At 67.3% G+C, this 16,449-nt stretch carries 18 protein-coding genes and 2 tRNA genes; 12 read left to right on the top strand and 8 right to left on the bottom strand.

What is annotated here, in order from left to right:
* Positions 1-55 precede the first annotated feature (55 nt).
* The 5 genes from M3M28_RS11470 (at position 56) to M3M28_RS11450 (ending at position 3,991) form a co-directional block, all read left to right on the top strand.
* A tRNA-Ser gene (locus tag M3M28_RS11470) sits at positions 56-146 on the top strand.
* A 164-nt stretch (positions 147-310) separates the two neighbouring features.
* On the top strand, positions 311-1,057 hold the full coding sequence (locus M3M28_RS11465; RefSeq protein WP_249386583.1) for a GntR family transcriptional regulator: 747 nt from the start codon (positions 311-313) through the stop codon (positions 1,055-1,057).
* Between the two features lie 103 nt (positions 1,058-1,160).
* Complete coding sequence (locus tag M3M28_RS11460) at positions 1,161-1,937, top strand: electron transfer flavoprotein subunit beta/FixA family protein (protein WP_249386582.1); 777 nt, start codon at positions 1,161-1,163, stop codon at positions 1,935-1,937.
* An 11-nt stretch (positions 1,938-1,948) separates the two neighbouring features.
* On the top strand, positions 1,949-2,932 hold the full coding sequence (locus M3M28_RS11455) for an electron transfer flavoprotein subunit alpha/FixB family protein (protein ID WP_249386581.1): 984 nt from the start codon (positions 1,949-1,951) through the stop codon (positions 2,930-2,932).
* A gap of 6 nt (positions 2,933-2,938) precedes the next feature.
* Positions 2,939-3,991 carry a cytochrome b/b6 domain-containing protein gene (locus M3M28_RS11450; protein WP_349305331.1) on the top strand — a complete coding sequence of 351 codons (1,053 nt, stop codon included), beginning with the start codon at positions 2,939-2,941 and terminating at the stop codon, positions 3,989-3,991.
* An 11-nt stretch (positions 3,992-4,002) separates the two neighbouring features.
* Here the strand turns inward: M3M28_RS11450 and M3M28_RS11445 are convergent, their stop codons facing one another.
* The gene (locus M3M28_RS11445; protein WP_431193871.1) at positions 4,003-4,617 is read right to left on the bottom strand and encodes a LysE/ArgO family amino acid transporter; all 615 of its coding nucleotides are present in this window, start codon (positions 4,615-4,617) and stop codon (positions 4,003-4,005) included.
* Between the two features lie 71 nt (positions 4,618-4,688).
* Between M3M28_RS11445 and M3M28_RS11440 the strand changes: the two genes are divergently transcribed.
* Positions 4,689-5,546 (top strand): LysR family transcriptional regulator ArgP, encoded by an 858-nt coding sequence (locus M3M28_RS11440; RefSeq protein ID WP_249386579.1) that lies wholly within the window; start codon positions 4,689-4,691, stop codon positions 5,544-5,546.
* Positions 5,547-5,549: 3 nt separating this feature from the next.
* On the opposite strand, the gene M3M28_RS11435 is transcribed toward M3M28_RS11440, so the two are convergent.
* Positions 5,550-6,806 carry an MFS transporter gene (locus M3M28_RS11435; RefSeq protein ID WP_249386578.1) on the bottom strand — a complete coding sequence of 419 codons (1,257 nt, stop codon included), beginning with the start codon at positions 6,804-6,806 and terminating at the stop codon, positions 5,550-5,552.
* 78 nt (positions 6,807-6,884) lie between these two features.
* On the opposite strand from M3M28_RS11435, the gene M3M28_RS11430 reads away from it, so the two are divergent.
* A tRNA-Arg gene (locus M3M28_RS11430) sits at positions 6,885-6,957 on the top strand.
* Between the two features lie 81 nt (positions 6,958-7,038).
* On the opposite strand, the gene M3M28_RS11425 is transcribed toward M3M28_RS11430, so the two are convergent.
* Positions 7,039-7,482, bottom strand: a complete 444-nt coding sequence (locus M3M28_RS11425) for a PaaI family thioesterase (RefSeq protein ID WP_249386577.1) — start codon at positions 7,480-7,482, stop codon at positions 7,039-7,041.
* Positions 7,483-7,606: 124 nt separating this feature from the next.
* On the opposite strand from M3M28_RS11425, the gene M3M28_RS11420 reads away from it, so the two are divergent.
* The 3 genes from M3M28_RS11420 (at position 7,607) to M3M28_RS12810 (ending at position 8,548) form a co-directional block, all read left to right on the top strand.
* Positions 7,607-7,963: a DUF488 domain-containing protein gene (locus M3M28_RS11420; protein WP_249386576.1), complete on the top strand. Its 357-nt coding sequence runs from the start codon at positions 7,607-7,609 to the stop codon at positions 7,961-7,963.
* A complete protein-coding gene (locus tag M3M28_RS12815; protein WP_431193848.1) occupies positions 7,960-8,127 on the top strand; it encodes a hypothetical protein in 168 nt (55 codons plus the stop codon). The genes M3M28_RS11420 and M3M28_RS12815 overlap by 4 nt, the downstream gene beginning before the upstream one ends.
* A 148-nt stretch (positions 8,128-8,275) precedes the next feature.
* Positions 8,276-8,548 carry a hypothetical protein gene (locus M3M28_RS12810; protein WP_431193847.1) on the top strand — a complete coding sequence of 91 codons (273 nt, stop codon included), beginning with the start codon at positions 8,276-8,278 and terminating at the stop codon, positions 8,546-8,548.
* 87 nt (positions 8,549-8,635) lie between these two features.
* On the opposite strand, the gene M3M28_RS11410 is transcribed toward M3M28_RS12810, so the two are convergent.
* The 4 genes from M3M28_RS11410 to M3M28_RS11395 are packed head-to-tail and all read right to left on the bottom strand — an operon-like array spanning position 8,636 to position 12,409.
* The gene (locus M3M28_RS11410) at positions 8,636-9,160 is read right to left on the bottom strand and encodes a Dps family protein (protein ID WP_249386575.1); all 525 of its coding nucleotides are present in this window, start codon (positions 9,158-9,160) and stop codon (positions 8,636-8,638) included.
* Between the two features lie 53 nt (positions 9,161-9,213).
* Entirely contained in the window at positions 9,214-9,942 is a 729-nt protein-coding gene (locus M3M28_RS11405) for a glycosyltransferase family 2 protein (RefSeq protein ID WP_249386574.1), read from the bottom strand.
* Positions 9,939-11,306 (bottom strand): bifunctional PIG-L family deacetylase/class I SAM-dependent methyltransferase, encoded by a 1,368-nt coding sequence (locus tag M3M28_RS11400; protein WP_249386573.1) that lies wholly within the window; start codon positions 11,304-11,306, stop codon positions 9,939-9,941. The genes M3M28_RS11405 and M3M28_RS11400 overlap by 4 nt, the downstream gene beginning before the upstream one ends.
* Entirely contained in the window at positions 11,303-12,409 is a 1,107-nt protein-coding gene (locus M3M28_RS11395; protein ID WP_249386572.1) for an acyl-CoA dehydrogenase family protein, read from the bottom strand. Before M3M28_RS11395 ends, M3M28_RS11400 begins: the two co-directional genes overlap by 4 nt.
* 428 nt (positions 12,410-12,837) lie before the next feature.
* On the opposite strand from M3M28_RS11395, the gene M3M28_RS11390 reads away from it, so the two are divergent.
* Positions 12,838-13,455, top strand: a complete 618-nt coding sequence (locus tag M3M28_RS11390; protein ID WP_249386571.1) for a TetR/AcrR family transcriptional regulator — start codon at positions 12,838-12,840, stop codon at positions 13,453-13,455.
* Positions 13,452-15,854, top strand: coding sequence for a YhgE/Pip domain-containing protein (locus M3M28_RS11385; protein WP_249386570.1), 2,403 nt, complete (start codon positions 13,452-13,454; stop codon positions 15,852-15,854). Before M3M28_RS11390 ends, M3M28_RS11385 begins: the two co-directional genes overlap by 4 nt.
* On the opposite strand, the gene M3M28_RS11380 is transcribed toward M3M28_RS11385, so the two are convergent.
* A complete protein-coding gene (locus M3M28_RS11380) occupies positions 15,753-16,448 on the bottom strand; it encodes an SDR family oxidoreductase (protein WP_249386569.1) in 696 nt (231 codons plus the stop codon). The genes M3M28_RS11385 and M3M28_RS11380 overlap by 102 nt on opposite strands.
* Between the last annotated feature and the right edge of the window lies 1 nt (position 16,449).

Raw genomic sequence — 16,449 nt, 5'->3', positions numbered from 1 at the left:
CGATGCCGGCGGCTGATTTTCCAGGCCGCCGACATCGTGTAGTCTTGGTCAGTCTGGACACGTCGCATAGTCAGGCCGAGTGCACCACCCTGCTAAGGTGGAGTCCCTCAATAGGGGGACCGAGGGTTCAAATCCCTCCGTGTCCGCGTAGGAGAATCTCTCCGAGATTCTCGTCCTTGCAACTGCTCACCGTCGGATGGTGACGCGCCGCTTGCGCGGCGCGGGGTTCAAATCCCTCCGTGTCCGCGTAGGAGAATTCCTCCGGAATTCGCGCCTCTTCACGGCTCACCGTCGCGGATATAGTTTATTTATGGCTTCGACGGAGCGGATTACATCAGCAACGCAGCGGACTGGTTCGTACACCCGGTCGAAGACCCGTCGGCAGCAGCTGCCCGAAGAGGTCGCCACCTACGTGCGCGAGCTCATCATCTCGGGCGAAGTCAAGGCCGGCGATTACCTGCGCATGGAGCCAATCGCCGAGGCCGTCGGCGTGAGCAACACGCCGGTGCGCGAGGGCCTGCTCATGCTCAAAAGCGAAGGCTTTGTTCGGCTCGTACCTCGGCGCGGCTTTGTCGTGGCACCGTTCTTGGCCGACGACATCCGAGACCTGTTCTGGGCACAGGCGGTGCTCGCGGGAGAACTTGCGGCTCGCGCGGCCGAGCGCATCAGTGACGAAGGCCTTGACGTGCTCGAGGGCATGATCGAGCAGTATGAGGCCGCGGTGAAGGCCGGTGACTCCCAAGCCGTCGCAGACCTTGGTCACCTGTTCCATCGTGAGATCAACCTTGCTGCGCAGTCCAACCGGCTGGCGTTGCTCCAGGGGTCGGTCGTGAAGCATCTGCCGACGCACTTCTATGCCGCCGTTGAGGGCCAAATCTCGGCTAGCCGAGACGGGCATCCCCAAATCCTCGCGGCGCTGAAGGCACGCGACCCCGAGCGCGCCCGCGAAGCGATGGCGCGGCACATCACCGGTGCCGCCGACCGCCTCATCGAAACCCTCGCGCAGCGCGGCATCTGGGACGACGACAACGAGGCGGCAGCGCGCGCGGCGCAATAACGCAATCTACATAACTCAGCGTCATCATCGAAGTACCTACTGCGTTCAACGGGGAACGCGGGGAGCGTGGCCAGCGTAGGCCAGCGCCTGTGAGGAGAGAATGATGAAGATCGTTGTACTCGTAAAAGAAGTGCCCGATACCTATGGCGACCGGGTGCTCAACCTGGAGACCGGTCTCGCCGATCGGGCTGCCAGCGAGGCCGTGCTCGATGAGATCTGCGAGCGCTCGGTCGAGGCCGCGCTGAGTTACGCCGACGCGAACCCCAGCGCCGAGGTGACCGTGCTGAGCATGGGCCCCGAGCGCGCCATCGCGACGATCCGCAAGGGGCTCGCGATGGGCGCGCAGAGCGCTGTCCACGTCGCCGACGCTTCGCTCGCGGGCGCCGACCTCGGCCTCACCGCCGAGGTCCTCGCGGCAGCGATCCAGCGCACCGGCTTCGACCTCGTCATCGCGGGCAACCTGTCGACCGATGGCACCGGTGGCGTGGTGCCCGCGATGGTCGCGGAACACCTCGGGGTGCCCTACACGGGCGCCCTGTCGAGCCTCGACCTCGCCGAGAGCACCGTCGGCGGTCACCGCGCGGTCGACGGCGGCACCACCGTCGTGTCGGCGCCGCTGCCCGCGGTGGCCTCGATCACCGAGGCACTGCCCGACCCGCGCTTCCCGAACTTCAAGGGCATCATGGCCGCGAAGAAGAAGCCGTACGTGACGCTCACCGCGGCCGACCTCGGCGTCAACGTGGCCGACCCGAACGCCCACCGCTCGATCCTCATCGGCATCGCCGAGAAGCCCGCCCGCGCGGCCGGCGTCAAGGTGGTCGATGACGGCACCGCCGCCGACCAACTCGCCGACTACCTCGTCCAGAACCGTCTCGCGTAGAGGAAGAAGCCATGACTGCATTCCCGAATGACGCTGTCCTCGTCGTCGCCGACACCGATCACGCCGGTGCACCAGTGCGCTCGACCGCCTCGCTCATCGCCGCTGCCGCAGGCGCGGGCACGCCCGTCGTGCTCCTCGTGACCCCGGTCGGCGCCGGCCAGGCTGGCGCCGAGGCGCTCGGCCAGTATGGTGCGGCCCACGTGTTCGTCGCCGAGACCGAGCGCTTCGGCGCCGAGGTCGCGACCCCGCAGGTCGATGCGCTCGCCGCGGCGGCCGAGGCCGTGCATCCCGTCGCCTACGTGCTCTCGAACTCGGCCGACGGCCGCGACATCGCCGGCCGCTTCGCTGCCCGCGCTCGCGAGGCCATTGCGGTCGACGCCGTCGGCATCTCGCGTGACGAGGAGGGCGTGGTCGTGCACCACTCCGTCTACGGCGGCAACTACAGCGTCGACTCGGCCGTGACGCTCGGCGCGCCCGTCATCACGGTGCGCCAGGGCGCCGTCGAGGCGACCGGCCAGCCCACTCAGCCCGTCGTGGAGACCCTCGCGGTGCCGGCGAGTGGCGCGCCCGCCGCAACGATCACCTCGTACGAGGCTTCGACCGAGAAGTCGGATCGCCCTGATCTGCGCAGCGCCGCCAAGGTCGTCTCGGGCGGCCGCGGCATCGGCTCGGAGGAGCAGTTCGTGCTCGTCGAGCAGCTCGCGGATGCGCTGGGCGCAGCCGTCGGCGCCTCGCGCGCCGCGGTGGACGCGGGCTACATTCCGCAGAGTCACCAGGTCGGCCAGACCGGCGTCTCGGTATCGCCGCAGCTCTACGTCGCCCTCGGCATCTCGGGCGCCATTCAGCACCGCGCCGGCATGCAGACCGCGAAGACCATCGTCGCAATCAATAAGGACGCCGAGGCGCCGATCTTCGACATCGCCGACTTCGGCATCGTCGGCGACGTCTTCAAGATCGTGCCGCAGCTGATCGAAACGCTGCACGCAAAGAAGTAGCGGGCCATGACGATCGACGGTGGATCACCGCAGACACCTCGCCGGGGCCTCCCGCGCCCGGGACAGCCGGCCGCGCCGGCCGAGCCGGTCGAGCCAACCGGACAGCAGGCGCCGCCGCGTCGGGGTTTGGGCGCCGCGGCTCCGGCCACCACCACCCCAGAACCCACCCCGCTCACCCAGCGGCGCTGGTTCCGGCCCGTGGCGGCGATCGTCGGCGTGCTCATCCTCGCGACCCTGCTCACCCTGCTCGCGCAGTGGCTGCGCACCCTGCCCGGAGTGCAGATCTGGCTGGCCCGCTACCCCGGCGAGTACGAGCTGCCCGAGAGCGCGCAGCCTGGGTTTCCCGCCTGGGTGAGCTGGCAGCACTTCTTCAACATGTTCCTGATGGTGCTCATCATTCGCTCGGGCACGCATATTCGGCACGAGCAGCGCCCGCAGGCGTACTGGACGCCGAAGTGGGGCAAGGAGTCGAAGCGCATCAGCCTCACAATCTGGTTCCACCAGGCCCTCGACCTGCTCTGGCTCGTCAACGGTGTCGTCTTCATCGTGCTGCTGTTCGCGTCGGGGCACTGGATGCGCATCGTGCCGACGAGCTGGGAGGTGTTCCCGAACGCGCTCTCGGCGATCCTGCAGTACGCCTCGCTCGACTGGCCGACCGAGCACGGCTGGGTCAACTACAACAGCATCCAGCAGCTGATGTACTTCCTCACGGTGTTCATCGCGGCGCCAATCAGCGCGCTCACCGGTGTGCGCATGTCGGGCTTGTGGCCGGCGAAGGCGCAGCGCCTCAACAAGATCTACCCGGTCGAGGTTGCCCGCGCTGTGCACTTCCCCGCCATGCTCTACTTCGTGCTGTTCATCGTCGTACATGTGACGCTCGTGCTCGCCACGGGGGCGCTGCGCAACCTCAACCACATGTATGCGGGGCAAGAGGCCGACAACTGGGCCGGCTTCTTCATCTTCCTCGTCTCGCTCGCGGTCATCGTCGGCGCGTGGTTTGCCGCGCGGCCGATCGTGCTCGCGCCGATCGCGTCGCTTTTCGGCAAGGTCGGGCGGTAGGGATGCGGCGGCTACGCTCCCAGCGCGAGTGAGGCGGCAATCGCGAACATCGTCAGCGCGATCACGATGTCGAGGATGCGCCAGGCGCGGGGGTTGCGGAAGATCGGGCGCAGCCAGCGCGCGCCATAACCGACTCCGAAGAACCACACGAAGCTTCCGACCACGGCGCCCACCCCGAAGCTCCAGCGGGCCTCGTGGTACGAGTTCGCGACCGAGCCCATGAGCATCACGGTGTCGAGGTAGACGTGCGGATTGAGCCAGGTGATCGCCGCGATCGCGAGCATCGTCGCCCCGAGCGGCGCGCGAGCCTCCCCATCCGCCTCGGGCTCGAGCGATTCGGCGCGGAACGCTCGGCGGAGCGCGAACGCGCCGTAGAGCACGAGGAACACGACCCCGGCCCAGCGCATCACCACGATGAGCCACGGCGCGAGCGCGATGAGCCCGCCGAGGCCGAAGATGCCGAGCGAGATGAGTGCCGCATCCGAGACCGCACAGAACAGCGCGATCGCGAAGACATGCTCGCGACGGATGCCCTGGCGCAGGATGAACGCGTTCTGCGCGCCGATTGCGATGATGAGCGAGAGGCCGAAGCCGAGGCCGGCGAGAGCGGCACCAGGGGAGAAGATCACGCATTCCAGGGTAAAAACGGCAATGACTAAGTCATAATCAACTTTCTTCAGTAGATTAAGCAGCGCTTATGGAACTCGATCTTGCCCGCCTCCGTGCCCTCGTCGCCGTCGTCGACCACGGGTCGTTTGACGCGGCCGCCGAGGCGCTCCACGTCACCGCGTCGGCGGTGAGCCAGCGCATCCGCGCGCTCGAGCACGACGTCGGGCGCGTGCTGCTCGTGCGCGCCCGCCCGGTGCGCGCGACCGAGCACGGCGCGGCCCTGCTGCGGCTCGCACGCCAGCTCGAGGTGCTCGCGGGCGAGGCCGAGCAGGTGCTGCGCGACGACGCCATTGCGACGCTGCCCATCGCGGTGAACTCTGACTCGCTCATCACGTGGGTGCTGCCCGCGCTCGCACCGCTCGCCGGCGAGATCCTGTTCGAGTTCCAGCGCGACGACCAGACCCGCACGACCGAGCTGCTGCGCAACGGCACGGTCGTGGCGGCGATCAGCTCCGACCGCGAGACCGTGCAGGGCTGCGCAGTACGGCCGCTCGGCGCGATGCGCTACCTGCCGGTCGCGACGCCCGAGTTTCGGGCGCGCTGGTTCGGCGAGGGCCGGCCGGGGTTCGCGGCCGCGCCCCTCATCGAGTACGACGAGTCGGATTCGCTGCAGCGCGAACTGCTCGGCATCGTGGGCCGGGATGCTGCTCCGCCGCGGCATCGCGTGCCCGGCTCGGGCGAGTTCGTGCGGGCCGTCGAGCACGGCTTTGGCTGGGGCATGGTGCCCGAGCTCCAACTCGTCGATGGCGTCGAGCCGATCGACGACCGCCACATCGACGTACCGCTGTTCTGGCACAGCTGGTCGCTCGGCACGGCCACGCTCGAGCGGGTGACCGACGCGCTCTTCGCCGCCGCGGCCGCGAGCCTGCGGCCCGTCGAAGGCTAATGGCTAGGGCTGAGCGGGCCGCGGCTTGCGCGGCAGCACGAGGATGCCCACGAGCATCCCCGAGCCGAACAGCCCCGCGACGAGGTAGACGAGCGCATCCCAGCCCCACTGCTGGTAGAAGACGCCGCCGACATAGCCGAACACGCTCGAGCCGACGTAGTAGAGCAAGTTGTAGAGCGCGGTCGACTGCGCGCGGCCCTCGGTCGGCCACGCGCCGGCCCAGCCGGATGCGGTCGAGTGCGAGCCGAAGAACGCGGCGGTCATGAGCACGAGGCCGACGATGATTGCCCAGAGGTTCGGGATGAGCATGAGCAACAGCGACGCGATGGCCACGAGGTCGCACACGATCATGACGAGCTTGCGGCCGTGCCGCCCCGCGATGCGCCCCGCGAACGGCGACGACACCGAGCCCGCGAGGTAGGCGAGAAACACCATCGACGACACCCACACCGGCAGCAGGAACGGCGGCGCGCTGAGGTGGAAGCCGAGGTAGTTGTAGATGGCGACGAAGCCGCCCATGAGCAGGAACGGCTGCACGTAGAGCGAGACGAGCACCGGGTCGTGCAGGTGGTGCCAGGCGTTGCGCAGTGTGGTCGCGACCGATTCGCCGATGCTGATCTGGCTCAGCGGTTGGAAGCCGCTCGGCCTGGGCGCGAGCAGAATGAACAGCACGGATGCGATGGCCGAGAGAATCGCGACCGCGAGCACGCCGAACTGCCACGAGCCGGTTGCCTCGGCGAGCGGGCCCGAGATGATGCGGCCCGAGAGGCCGCCGATGGTGTTGCCGGCGATGAAGGTGCCGACCGCGGCCGCCGCATCCTTCTTATGCACCTCCTCGTTGAGGTAGGCCATGGCGACGGCGGGGACGCCGCCGAGCGCGCAGCCCTCGAAGAAGCGCACGATGATCGCGAGCTCGAAGTTCGGCATCGCGAGGGTGACGAACGCGAGCAGCGTCGCCGCGACGATTGCGATCGACATGGCCCGCTTGCGCCCGATGCGGTCGGCGACGAGCGACCAGGGCACCACTGCGAGGGCGAGCCCGAGCGTGCCCGCTGAGATCATGAGCGCCGACTCGGCCGTGCTCACGCCAAATCCGCCGGCGATCTGCGGCAGCACGGCCTGCGGCGCGTACAGCTGCGCGAACGTCGCGACACCCGCGATGAACATGGCGAGCTGGATGAGCGTGTAGCCACCCGTCCCGCGGCGGTGTCCTATCCAGGTAGTGCCCGTTTCAGAGAAGCCCGCATGCCCAGTTGTCACCTCTCCAAGTTACTCTCTGGGGCCGATTTGAACTTCCGCCTGGGCGTTGCTAAGCTAGATCAGTCGCCAAGGCGACCTGCGCCTGTAGCTCAATGGATAGAGCATCTGACTACGGATCAGAAGGTTGGGGGTTCGAGTCCCTCCAGGCGCACTCTGTGTGGAGACAGAACTGGACGGCCCGCTTCGGCGGGCCGTTTTGCTTTCTCTCAGTCACGCGCCGCCATGCTCGGGGTCAGCAGGTCGCGAAGATCGCGCAGGTGCTCGACGCGGTTGCGAGCACGCGGCCCTCCGCATCCCGCACATCCGCCTCGGCGAAGCCCGCGCGCGAACCCGACTTCGTCACCCAGCCGTGCACGTGCACAACACCGGTGTCTTCGGTGATCGTGCGCAAATAGTTCACCTTAATCTCGAGCGAGGTGTACGCCTGCCCGGCGCGCAGCGTCGTGTGGATCGCCGTCGCGCACGCCGAGTCGAGCAGCGTCGCTGCAAAGCCGCCGTGCACCGTGCCGATCGGGTTGTAGTGCGAGGCCTCGGGCCGCGCCTCAAAGTGGACGTCGCCCTCGGAGTACGAAACGAGCCGCAGATTGAAGTGCGTCGCGATCGGCGCGATGGGTCTGCCGAGTTCCTCGAGATGCGCGAGCTGTTCGAGTCCGGTCAGCGTCGAGAAGTCAGTCATGCGGGCCTCCGAGGTAAGCGTCGATGCTTCTTGTCGACACGCTAACGCGGCCAAGTGGCGCTCGCGCGAGCACTCGCGGCGGTGCGCGCATTCGTGGTCAAATGACATGGAGGAGGAGATCGCGATGGGGCAACTTCGAATCAAGCGAATCTACGACGAGGCAAGTGACGACGACGGCGTGCGGGTGCTCGTTGACCGGCTCTGGCCGCGCGGCGTCGCGAAAGCCGACGCGCGGCTCGACGACTGGTGCAAGGGCGTCGCGCCGAGCCCCGAGCTGCGCAAGTGGTGGGACCACGACGCCGAGCGCATGGACGAGTTCGCCGAGAAGTACCGCGCCGAGCTCGACGAGGAGCCGGATGCGGTCGACGAGCTGCTTGGCCTGGCGCGAGAAAATGACACGGTCACGCTGCTCTACGGCGCGAAGTCGCCCGAGGTAAATCACGCAGTGATTCTGCGTGATTACCTCGAGGGCCACGCATGAGCAACGACAACGAACTGGACGAGGAATACGGCGGCGACGCGCACTTGACCAACGCGGCCATTGACGTGCATGCCGATGACCCCGCGTTCGGATTCCGGTTCATCGCAGATGAGTTCGCCGAGAACGGGTTCACCGCGTCAGTGCGGTGCGTCTGGTGGCGCTGACTGGCTCTGGCGCAGGCAAGTCTCGGAGCACCCGACCGGTCCGCGCTAGGTCTATCAGTGCGCCGTGAAGGATGCCTGGTCGAACCGGATCGTCGCATACTCAACCAACAATCGCATGACTTGAGAGCTCGCGGTCGCCGCCTTACGGATGGCGATCCAGCGCTGCGACCACGTCGGCACGACGGTTCACATCGAGAGAGGCGGCCAGTTTCGTTCGCGGCGCTTCCAAGCCGAACTCGACCGGGCGGGGCTCATCGGATCCATGGGCCGGGTCGGCGCTACCGGCGACTACGCGGCAATGGAATCGGTCGTCGCCCTGCTCCAGAAAAACGTGCTCAACAGCCGACGATGGGCCACTCGCGACGACCTTCGTTTCGCAATCGTGACACGGATCGAACGGACCTACCACCGGCGCCGTTGACAGCGAGTCGGGTCTGGTGTCAACGGCGTTCCCTTCACAATCGCGTGCGGCGCGTCAGCAGCTAGCGTGTTCAGTTCCGTCGTGTGGTTACTTTGACGGTGTGCGATTCTCCGCGCTCACCATCCAGGCGAGTTGCTCGAAGCGTTGGATGATCGCGTGCAGCAGGTCGGCGCTCGTCGGATCTTGTTCGTCGACGTTGTCGTGCACGTCCCGAAGCGTGCCAACCGTGGTTTCGAGTCGCTCGGTGATGAGGTCGATTGTGTCCGCAGTGTCGACTTCGCCCGCGGGGAACTCGGGCAGCGTCGTGTTCTTGGCCACCGTGCCGCTGCGTCCGTCCGGAATGGCATGGAGCGCGCGCATGCGTTCGGCGACCTCATCGCTGAACTCGCGCGCGCTCTGGACAATCTCGTCCAGTTGGCGGTGGAGATCACGGAAGTTCTTGCCGACAACATTCCAGTGCGCCTGCTTGCCCTGGAGATGAAGTTCGATGAGGTCGACGTGTACTCGTTGGAGGTCGTCGGTGAGTGATGCCGATGCCTTGAAACCGCCCTCCGCATTCTGCCTGGTGCTACGGCGGGCGCTGGTCTTCGTGGATGTGCTCTGAGTTGCCATGAGATCTCCGTTCGTCTGTACGCAAGGCGTATCAGACTCGCTTGTGTTCGACCTCAACGATTGCGCGGCGCGTCCGATTGCAACCCGGCGAGGTAGTCCGCGAAACCGTGCGGCGCGCGACCGAGTGTCCGAGCGGAGGTGCGCACCGGACATCGAGCGGACGCCACGACGCGATAACCCCCAGCCCGCAGCGCCCGCACGAGACGCACATCCTCGTCGTGTGTGACCGGAGGGAAACCGCCCGAAGCGAGGTACGCATCGGCTCGGACACCGAGGTTCGCGCCATGGATGTGCTCGTGCCCATCAACCGGCCGATAGTCGTCTGCCCACGTCTGGAGGGTTTCGTGCATGTCGCTATTGCCGATCGGGATCACCGTACCCACTATGGCGGCGGCGCCCTCCGCTGCCTCGCGCAGTTGCTCGACGCACCAGTGGACCGGTACTTGAGAGTCGCCGTCGCTGTTGGCGATCCAGACATCTGCGGGCGGCCGCCTCAGGATTCCTAAGGCCGTGGCGACGCCGACGGCGCGTGTTCGTCCGACCGCGCCCAATCGGGCCTGCACAAACTCCACTCGCGGATCGCCCGCCGATGCGGCGCGGGCGGCAGGCTCGGAGTCATCGACGCATGTGTCGAATACGACAACAAGGAGAGTGCGGACGCCAAAACTCGACTCGGCCGCGGTCATCGCAGCCAGCGCCGCGACGACCGCTCGTCCCACCAGCGCAGCTTCGTCGCGTACCGGAATCACCACCGCCAATGCCGAGCACGCAGGACCGCTCATATCGAGTCAGCCGACGCGTTCAATGTGAAGACTTCCAAGAGGAAGTCCGCTTCGTGGTGCGTGACTCGCGCAGTCCATCCACGTCGCCGAGCGGCTTCGTGCACGTCACGCCCGTCCAGCGCCCAACCGTCGATCGGGTGCAACCAATGGCAGAGCACCACCTGTGCGTCTGGCGTCACGGACGCTTCGATCCGTTCGAAGACCTCCTCCAGTTCGATACGGGTGAGGTAGTAGCCGAATTCAGACATGACCACCAGATCGAAGGGACCGGTGTCTGGCCAATCCGCTGGCACCTCGCGATGCTCGACACGAACATGCCGGTACTGCGACAAGCGGACGCGACTGCGCTCGACGGCCACGTCACTCGCATCGATCGCGACCACACATTCGCACCGCTGCGCCAGCCGTTCGGTGAGCGCGCCGGTCGCGCTCCCGAGCTCCAACGCTTGCCGGTAGACCGGGCGAGCGAGCGATGTAAGCAGGACCTCTCGTTTGCGCACCTCGTAATCGCTGTCGAAGCGCCAGGGATCCGGGTCGCTGTCGAAGAGCGAGTTAAATGTTTCGCGCGCTTGCGGCGCTCCGAGCGGGCCGGGTTCGGTGCGAAGGAACACCTCCGTGTCTCGGTGAAAATGCTGCAAGAACTGCTCTGTGAGCACAGGAGCATCCTCTTTCGCTGCGGAGAGCGGCGTCGTCTGGGACGGGTATGCGGCCATCGCAAGCCGTTTTGCGCCCGCCGCGCTCGGATCGAGCCGAAAGGTGCGCATGGAACGCCAGCGAGGATCGGCGGCGGGCTGAGCCCAGTGCCAGTACCAGATCGGAAATTCAAGCAGTGTCAGCCCGAGCTCGGCGGCTACTGCCGCGGCTATCTCGCCGACCGCGTCGTGGTCGGAATGGCCGTCGCTCCGCCATGGCGATGCAATGGTGGTGCTCGGAGTCACGAGTCGTCGAAGTTCCCGCTCAATTTCTGTACCGAACTCGCCCACATGTCCGTCGGGCAGCCCCAGCGCAGTGAACGAAACACGGTTGCAGGACTTCTTCGACGCGCTCCCGAGCGCGTCCATAGCTGCGGTGAACTCTCGCCGTCGAATCACGGCGAGTTCTCGGCGGGTGTGCGTGCGGGAGTCGGGATGCGACGCTTCACCGTCGCTGCAGAGCACCACGGTGACGTCATGCCCGTGTGCGGCCGCGGTCGCAATCAGACCACCCGCTCCGAGTGTTTCATCGTCAGGATGGGCGACGACGACGATGAGCGAGGCGCCTGGGGAGAGGAGTTGTGTCATCGTGACGCCGGGAAGCTCGTGCGCACAATCCCAGTCGGAAGCGCCCGTGCCGGGCTCGTCGTGCGTGAACCGCGGGGCGCTCATGATTTGGCGACCGGAGTTGAGGGCCCGGTGAGTGCATGCCACGGATCGTCACGCACGATGAACTCGCCAAGAGCGGCATCGTCTCGGCCGCCGTGATGCTGCTGGAGGTACATTGCGAGGTCAGCGACGCGACGGGCATGCACATCGTCGAACGCGAGGGCGGAAGGGCTGTGCGCCAGACCCGAGATCTCGAGCACGTCGGCGCAGATGTCGGCGATGGTGCTGCGCAGGGCGAGGGAGTCTGGCCAATCGAATGCTGCGTTGTTGACGCGCTCCGCTGCGTCGGTCAGGGCAGTCTTGCCGGTCCGAACCAACCGGGCGGCGCGACCCAGTAGGGCGAAACCAATCTGATCCGGTGGCCGCCGCGCGGCCGCTGAGACGAGATCGCGGTAAACACCAACGGCGCCGCCGAACCAGCATGCGGCCACCCCGGCTCCGCCCCACGCAAAGCCTGGTCTATCGAAATACCAGCCCACGGCGCCGACGGCTGTGGCGGGTACGTTGTCGAAACGAACCGGGCCGCTGGGGACGTGTGCGAGCCCACGGCTCACCCATCGCACCCGTTCCACCTGGACGCCGGGGTGGTGAAGATCGATGGCGAATAGCTGACGTCCCCCATCCGTGTGGGCGGTCACCAACGCGGCGTCGAGTGAGGCCGCGAGCGAGCACCACGGCTTGACGCCGTTCAGATACACGTCCGACGCCGAGCCAGGATGATGGTGGGCGGTCAACGGTGAGTTGCCACCTTCGGCCGCATACACGCCCCAAGTGCCCTCGGCAGGTATTGGGTCGGGGCTCTGCGCAGTAATGGCCAGTGCGTCGAGGTGGGGTTCGAGCGTGCGCGCTGCGACCAGATCCGTGGCCGCCACTTCTGCGAGCAGCTCCCAGAGGGCAAGCGTGTGCTTGCCAGGAAGTGGAAAGTCTTCTGGCGAAATCGCGTCTTCGCTGAGGGTCGCGAGCATTGCTTGCGGCTCGCCGCGGCACTGCTCGGCGCTGGCGACGAGGCGCTCGACTAGATTGGCGAATTCTGCTGTGGCGGGCGCCAGAATGCTCCTGTCGGGTACTGGTGGGGCCGATACGACACCGCCGGTTTCAGAGTTCATCGGGCCTCTCCTTGTTCGCTTGAGGGCATCACCGTCAATCCTCACTGACTGATGCTGACTCTACTGTCCTGCTCACAGGATCCCTGAGCCTTGGTATGTTCGACGCCGTCGCAGGTAGAACGAGCAAGGCTGATGAATTCAACGGCGTGCATTTCGCGCTGGCTGGCGGCCCCCATCACCGATGCTGACGTGGCGAACCGCCTCCGCGAACGGCTGGTTCAGCGCGTTTGGCAAGCCCGAGCGCGGCGTCGGATCCAGCTGGGACACCGTGGCCATGGGGTCCTTCTTCCCGCTGCTTCAGAGGAACGTCCTCGCCACAGACAGTTGAGTTCAACGTATCCGTCATGATGCATCGCACCGACCAAGCTGTGTGTTGGCGGTGTGGCACCCCTTGCGAAATCTAATTTACAAATGTAAATTAGTCGCTCGTGACAAGCACGAACGCCATCGACCCACGCGCCCTTCGCTCCCGCGCCGCCCTCATTGAGGCGGTCTGGGCCCATCTGGCTGCGGACGGGGGCACGCCCTCGATTACCGATGTCGTGAAGCGCGCCGGCGTGAGCCGGCCGACCTTCTACCAGCACTTCACCGACGTGCCGGACCTCGTGCGCGTCGCCACCCTGCAGCGCCTCGGCGAGCTGTTCGACCGCATGCCGAGCGGGCTGCCGGGCGACTCGTGGGACGACTTCGCCCGCGCCCGCCTCGCGCTGCTGTTCGGCGAACTGCAGCGGGATGCGGTGATCTACCTGCCGATCCTGAGTGGCCCGGCCGCCGTGCCGGTGCTCGCGGGCATCGTCCACTACCTCGCCGACCAATTCCTGCATCACTCGCCGCTCGCACCCCGCCTGCGCGAGGGCGTCGACGAGCGCGAGGCCCTGGCCCGCGCCGAATTCCTCGGCGCCGGCGCGGTCTGGCGCGCGATTGCCTGGCTCTCGAGTGACTTCATGGGCGAAAATGCACTGGAACCGACCGTGCAGCGCTTCGCCGCGAACATCCTTGCCGCCTCTGGTGCGGCCAACTACTCAATGACGGACTTCACGAAATGACCGAAACGCAAGCTAAGAATCGCAACGGAAAACTGTGGCGAGCCATCATCTTTGCAGGCCTCGCCACGGTGCCGCTGATTTACTCGGGCCTGCTCACGGGCTCGTTCAGCGACCCGCAGGGCAACTTCGACAACATCCAGGCCGCCGTCGTGAACAACGATGTCGCCACCACGACCGAGACGACCGACGGCGAGACCAAGACCGTCGACCTCGGCGACCAGCTCACCGAGAAGCTCGTCGACAGCGACGAGGCGAAGAACTTCGACTGGGAGGAGCTGTCGGCCGAAGAGGCCGCCGAGCAGCTTGCCGACGGTGAGGTGCTCGCGGTGCTGACGATCCCCGAGGACTTCTCGGCGAACGCGGTCTCGCCCGCGGGCGACGACCCGAAGCAGGCCAAGCTGCACATCGAGACGAACGACGCCGCGAACATGTTCGTCGGCACGATCGCGAACCAGATCGGCACCGTCGTCGCCGATGAGCTCGCGACCGAGGTGTCCGACGAGTATCTGACGAACATCTACGCCGGCTTCACCTCGATCCACGGCAGCCTGCAAGAGGCCGCCGACGGCTCGACCGAGCTCGGCAACGGCATCGGCGACGCCGACGACGGCGCGGGCGAGCTGCAGGTGGGCATCAACCAGCTCGTGAGCGGCACGGGCGAGCTCGCGAGCGGCGCCGACACCCTCGCGAGCGGCGCCGACCAGGCCGCGAGCGGCGCATCCGACCTCGCCTCGGGCGCCGCCACGCTCGACTCGGGCGCGCAGCAGCTCTCTTCGGGTGCGCAGCAGGCCGCGAGTGGCGCCAACGAACTCGCGTCCGGCACGGCCGAGCTCGAAGAACAGACCTCGGGCCTGCCCGACCAGGCCGCCCAGCTCGACGACGGGGCGCAGAGCCTCGCCGACGGCGCCGGCCAGGTGGCCGACGGCACGCAGCAGCTCGCGGATGCGGTGAATGGCGCCGCGTCGACGGCCGAAACGGTCGCGCAGGTCGCCGAACAGCTCACCGCTCAGGGCGGCGAGTTGCAGACCGGCGCCTCGGACGTCGTGACCGGCCTCGACGACCTCGTGACGAACTGGGACACCCTCACCGACGAAGAAAAGTTCGCGCTCGTGACGCAGATTCAGTCGGGCGCGCAGCAGGTGCAGACCGGCTTCGACGACGCCGCGACGAGCCTCGACGGCATCGATCTCTCGGGCCTCGACGCGCTGCAGGACCCGGGCGCGATCGTCGACCAGGTCAACGAGCTCAACGACGGCGCCCAGCAGGTCGCCACCGGCGCCGAGACCCTCGCGGGCGGCACCTCGCAGCTGCGCGACGCCTCCGGCGCGCTCGCCGACGGCATTGCACAGGTGAACTCGGGTGCGCAGCAGCTCGCGGATGCGAACGGCCAGCTCGCCGACGGCGCCTCGACGCTCGCGAGCGGCACGAGCACGCTCGCCTCGGGCGCGAACACCCTCGCCGACGGCACGGGCGAGCTGAGCGACGGCGCGAACGAGCTCTCCGACGGCGCGCACCAGGTCGCCGACGGCACGGGCGAGGCCGCCGATGGCACGAACTCGCTGCGCGACGGTCTCGACCAGCTGCTCGACGGCAGCGGCGAGCTCACCTCGGGCCTCGAGGACGGCGTCGACGAGGTGCCCTCCTACACCGACAGCGAGTCAGAGACGCTGGCGGACGTCACCTCGAACCCGGTGCAGCTCGACACGAGCCGCCAGAACGAGGTCGCGAAGAACGGCGACGGCATGGCGCCCTACTTCATGTCGCTCGCGCTCTGGGTCGGCGGCATGGCGTACTTCATGATGCACGAGCCGCTGCGCAAGGCGCGCGGCAGCGGGTCGATCCTCGTCGACACCTTGCGGGCGTTCCTGCCCGGCGCGATCATGGGCCTCGTGCAGAGCACGCTCATGCTGTTCGTCGTGCACTTCCTCGTCGGCGTCGACTACGCGCTGGTGTGGCCGGTCGTTGGTCTGGCGTTCCTCGCGAGCGTAACCTTTGTCGCGATGAACCAGGCGCTCGTCGCCTTGCTCGGCGCCCCGGGCCGATTCCTCGCGCTCGTGATGATCGTGCTCCAGCTCTCTTCAGCGGGCGCGACGTATCCCGTGCAAACGGCGCCGCCGTTCTATCAGGCGATCCACCCGTGGCTGCCGCTGTCGTACTCGGTCGAGGCGTTCCGCGCGCTCATTGCGGGCTCGACCATCAACGTCAGTGCGGCGGTCGGCCACCTGCTCATCTGGTTCGCGATCGCGCTGTTCGGCGTCGCCGTCGCCGTGTGGCTCGAGCGCCGGAAGATCGCGCGGCTAGCCCGCGACGCGGGGGCGGATGCTGAGGTCGGTAAGGTGAGCGTCCGCGGGGGCGTCAACAACGTACCGAACCGCGCGAGCGACGGTCTCGGGGCGTAGGTAGCGCTCCGGCCGGTAGGTATTACCGAGGCCCTCCTGCAGTTCGACCTGCATGGGGGTGTCGACCTGGCCGGGCATGAGCGTCGTGACGCGGACGCCATGCTCGGCCTCCTCGAGCCGCAGCGAGTCGGCGAGCCCCTTGAGGGCGTGCTTCGACGCGACGTACGCCGCCATCTGGTGCGCCGGGCGCACCGAGACACCCGAGCCGAGGAACACGACGGTGCCCGCCGCATCCCGCAGCTTCGGCAGCGCGAGCCTCGTGAGCAGCGCCGGCGCCACGACGTTCGTCGTGAGCTGGCGGTGCCACTCGGCGGCGTCGGTCTCGGCGAAGCTGCCCGGCGTGCCGACGGCAGCCGAATGCACGAGCACGTCGACGCGGTCGAGCGAGTCGATGAGCGCCGTGACCTTGCCGCCAGCGGCGAACTCGCCCGCGTCGCGCAGGTCGGCGGTCACCGTGATCTCGGCCCCGGTCGCGGCGAGCCGGGCCGCATCCCGCCCGAGCGCGACGATGCGGTGGGTCGACGCGAGCTCGCGCACGATCTCGTGCCCGATTCCGCTCGAGGCCCCGGTGACGATGGCGATGGCTTGGCTCACG

The organism is Gulosibacter sediminis, assembly GCF_023370115.1.
Lineage (GTDB): Bacteria > Actinomycetota > Actinomycetes > Actinomycetales > Microbacteriaceae > Gulosibacter > Gulosibacter sediminis_A.
The sequence above is the reverse complement of the archived record's forward strand: the minus strand, read 5'-3'. Positions and strand labels throughout refer to the sequence as shown.

What these genes read in the sequence shown, in the direction of transcription:
- M3M28_RS11425 (WP_249386577.1), bottom strand. Translation starts at nt 7,482, where the DNA reads ATGACTGACTTCTCGACGCTGACCGGACTCGAACAGCTCGCGCATCTC.
- M3M28_RS11465 (WP_249386583.1), top strand. Translation starts at nt 311, where the DNA reads ATGGCTTCGACGGAGCGGATTACATCAGCAACGCAGCGGACTGGTTCG.
- M3M28_RS11405 (WP_249386574.1), bottom strand. Translation starts at nt 9,942, where the DNA reads ATGAGCGGTCCTGCGTGCTCGGCATTGGCGGTGGTGATTCCGGTACGC.
- M3M28_RS11385 (WP_249386570.1), top strand. Translation starts at nt 13,452, where the DNA reads ATGACCGAAACGCAAGCTAAGAATCGCAACGGAAAACTGTGGCGAGCC.
- M3M28_RS12815 (WP_431193848.1), top strand. Translation starts at nt 7,960, where the DNA reads ATGAGCAACGACAACGAACTGGACGAGGAATACGGCGGCGACGCGCAC.
- M3M28_RS12810 (WP_431193847.1), top strand. Translation starts at nt 8,276, where the DNA reads ATGGCGATCCAGCGCTGCGACCACGTCGGCACGACGGTTCACATCGAG.
- M3M28_RS11460 (WP_249386582.1), top strand. Translation starts at nt 1,161, where the DNA reads ATGAAGATCGTTGTACTCGTAAAAGAAGTGCCCGATACCTATGGCGAC.
- M3M28_RS11395 (WP_249386572.1), bottom strand. Translation starts at nt 12,409, where the DNA reads ATGAACTCTGAAACCGGCGGTGTCGTATCGGCCCCACCAGTACCCGAC.
- M3M28_RS11420 (WP_249386576.1), top strand. Translation starts at nt 7,607, where the DNA reads ATGGGGCAACTTCGAATCAAGCGAATCTACGACGAGGCAAGTGACGAC.
- M3M28_RS11410 (WP_249386575.1), bottom strand. Translation starts at nt 9,160, where the DNA reads ATGGCAACTCAGAGCACATCCACGAAGACCAGCGCCCGCCGTAGCACC.
- M3M28_RS11400 (WP_249386573.1), bottom strand. Translation starts at nt 11,306, where the DNA reads ATGAGCGCCCCGCGGTTCACGCACGACGAGCCCGGCACGGGCGCTTCC.
- M3M28_RS11440 (WP_249386579.1), top strand. Translation starts at nt 4,689, where the DNA reads ATGGAACTCGATCTTGCCCGCCTCCGTGCCCTCGTCGCCGTCGTCGAC.
- M3M28_RS11450 (WP_349305331.1), top strand. Translation starts at nt 2,939, where the DNA reads ATGACGATCGACGGTGGATCACCGCAGACACCTCGCCGGGGCCTCCCG.
- M3M28_RS11455 (WP_249386581.1), top strand. Translation starts at nt 1,949, where the DNA reads ATGACTGCATTCCCGAATGACGCTGTCCTCGTCGTCGCCGACACCGAT.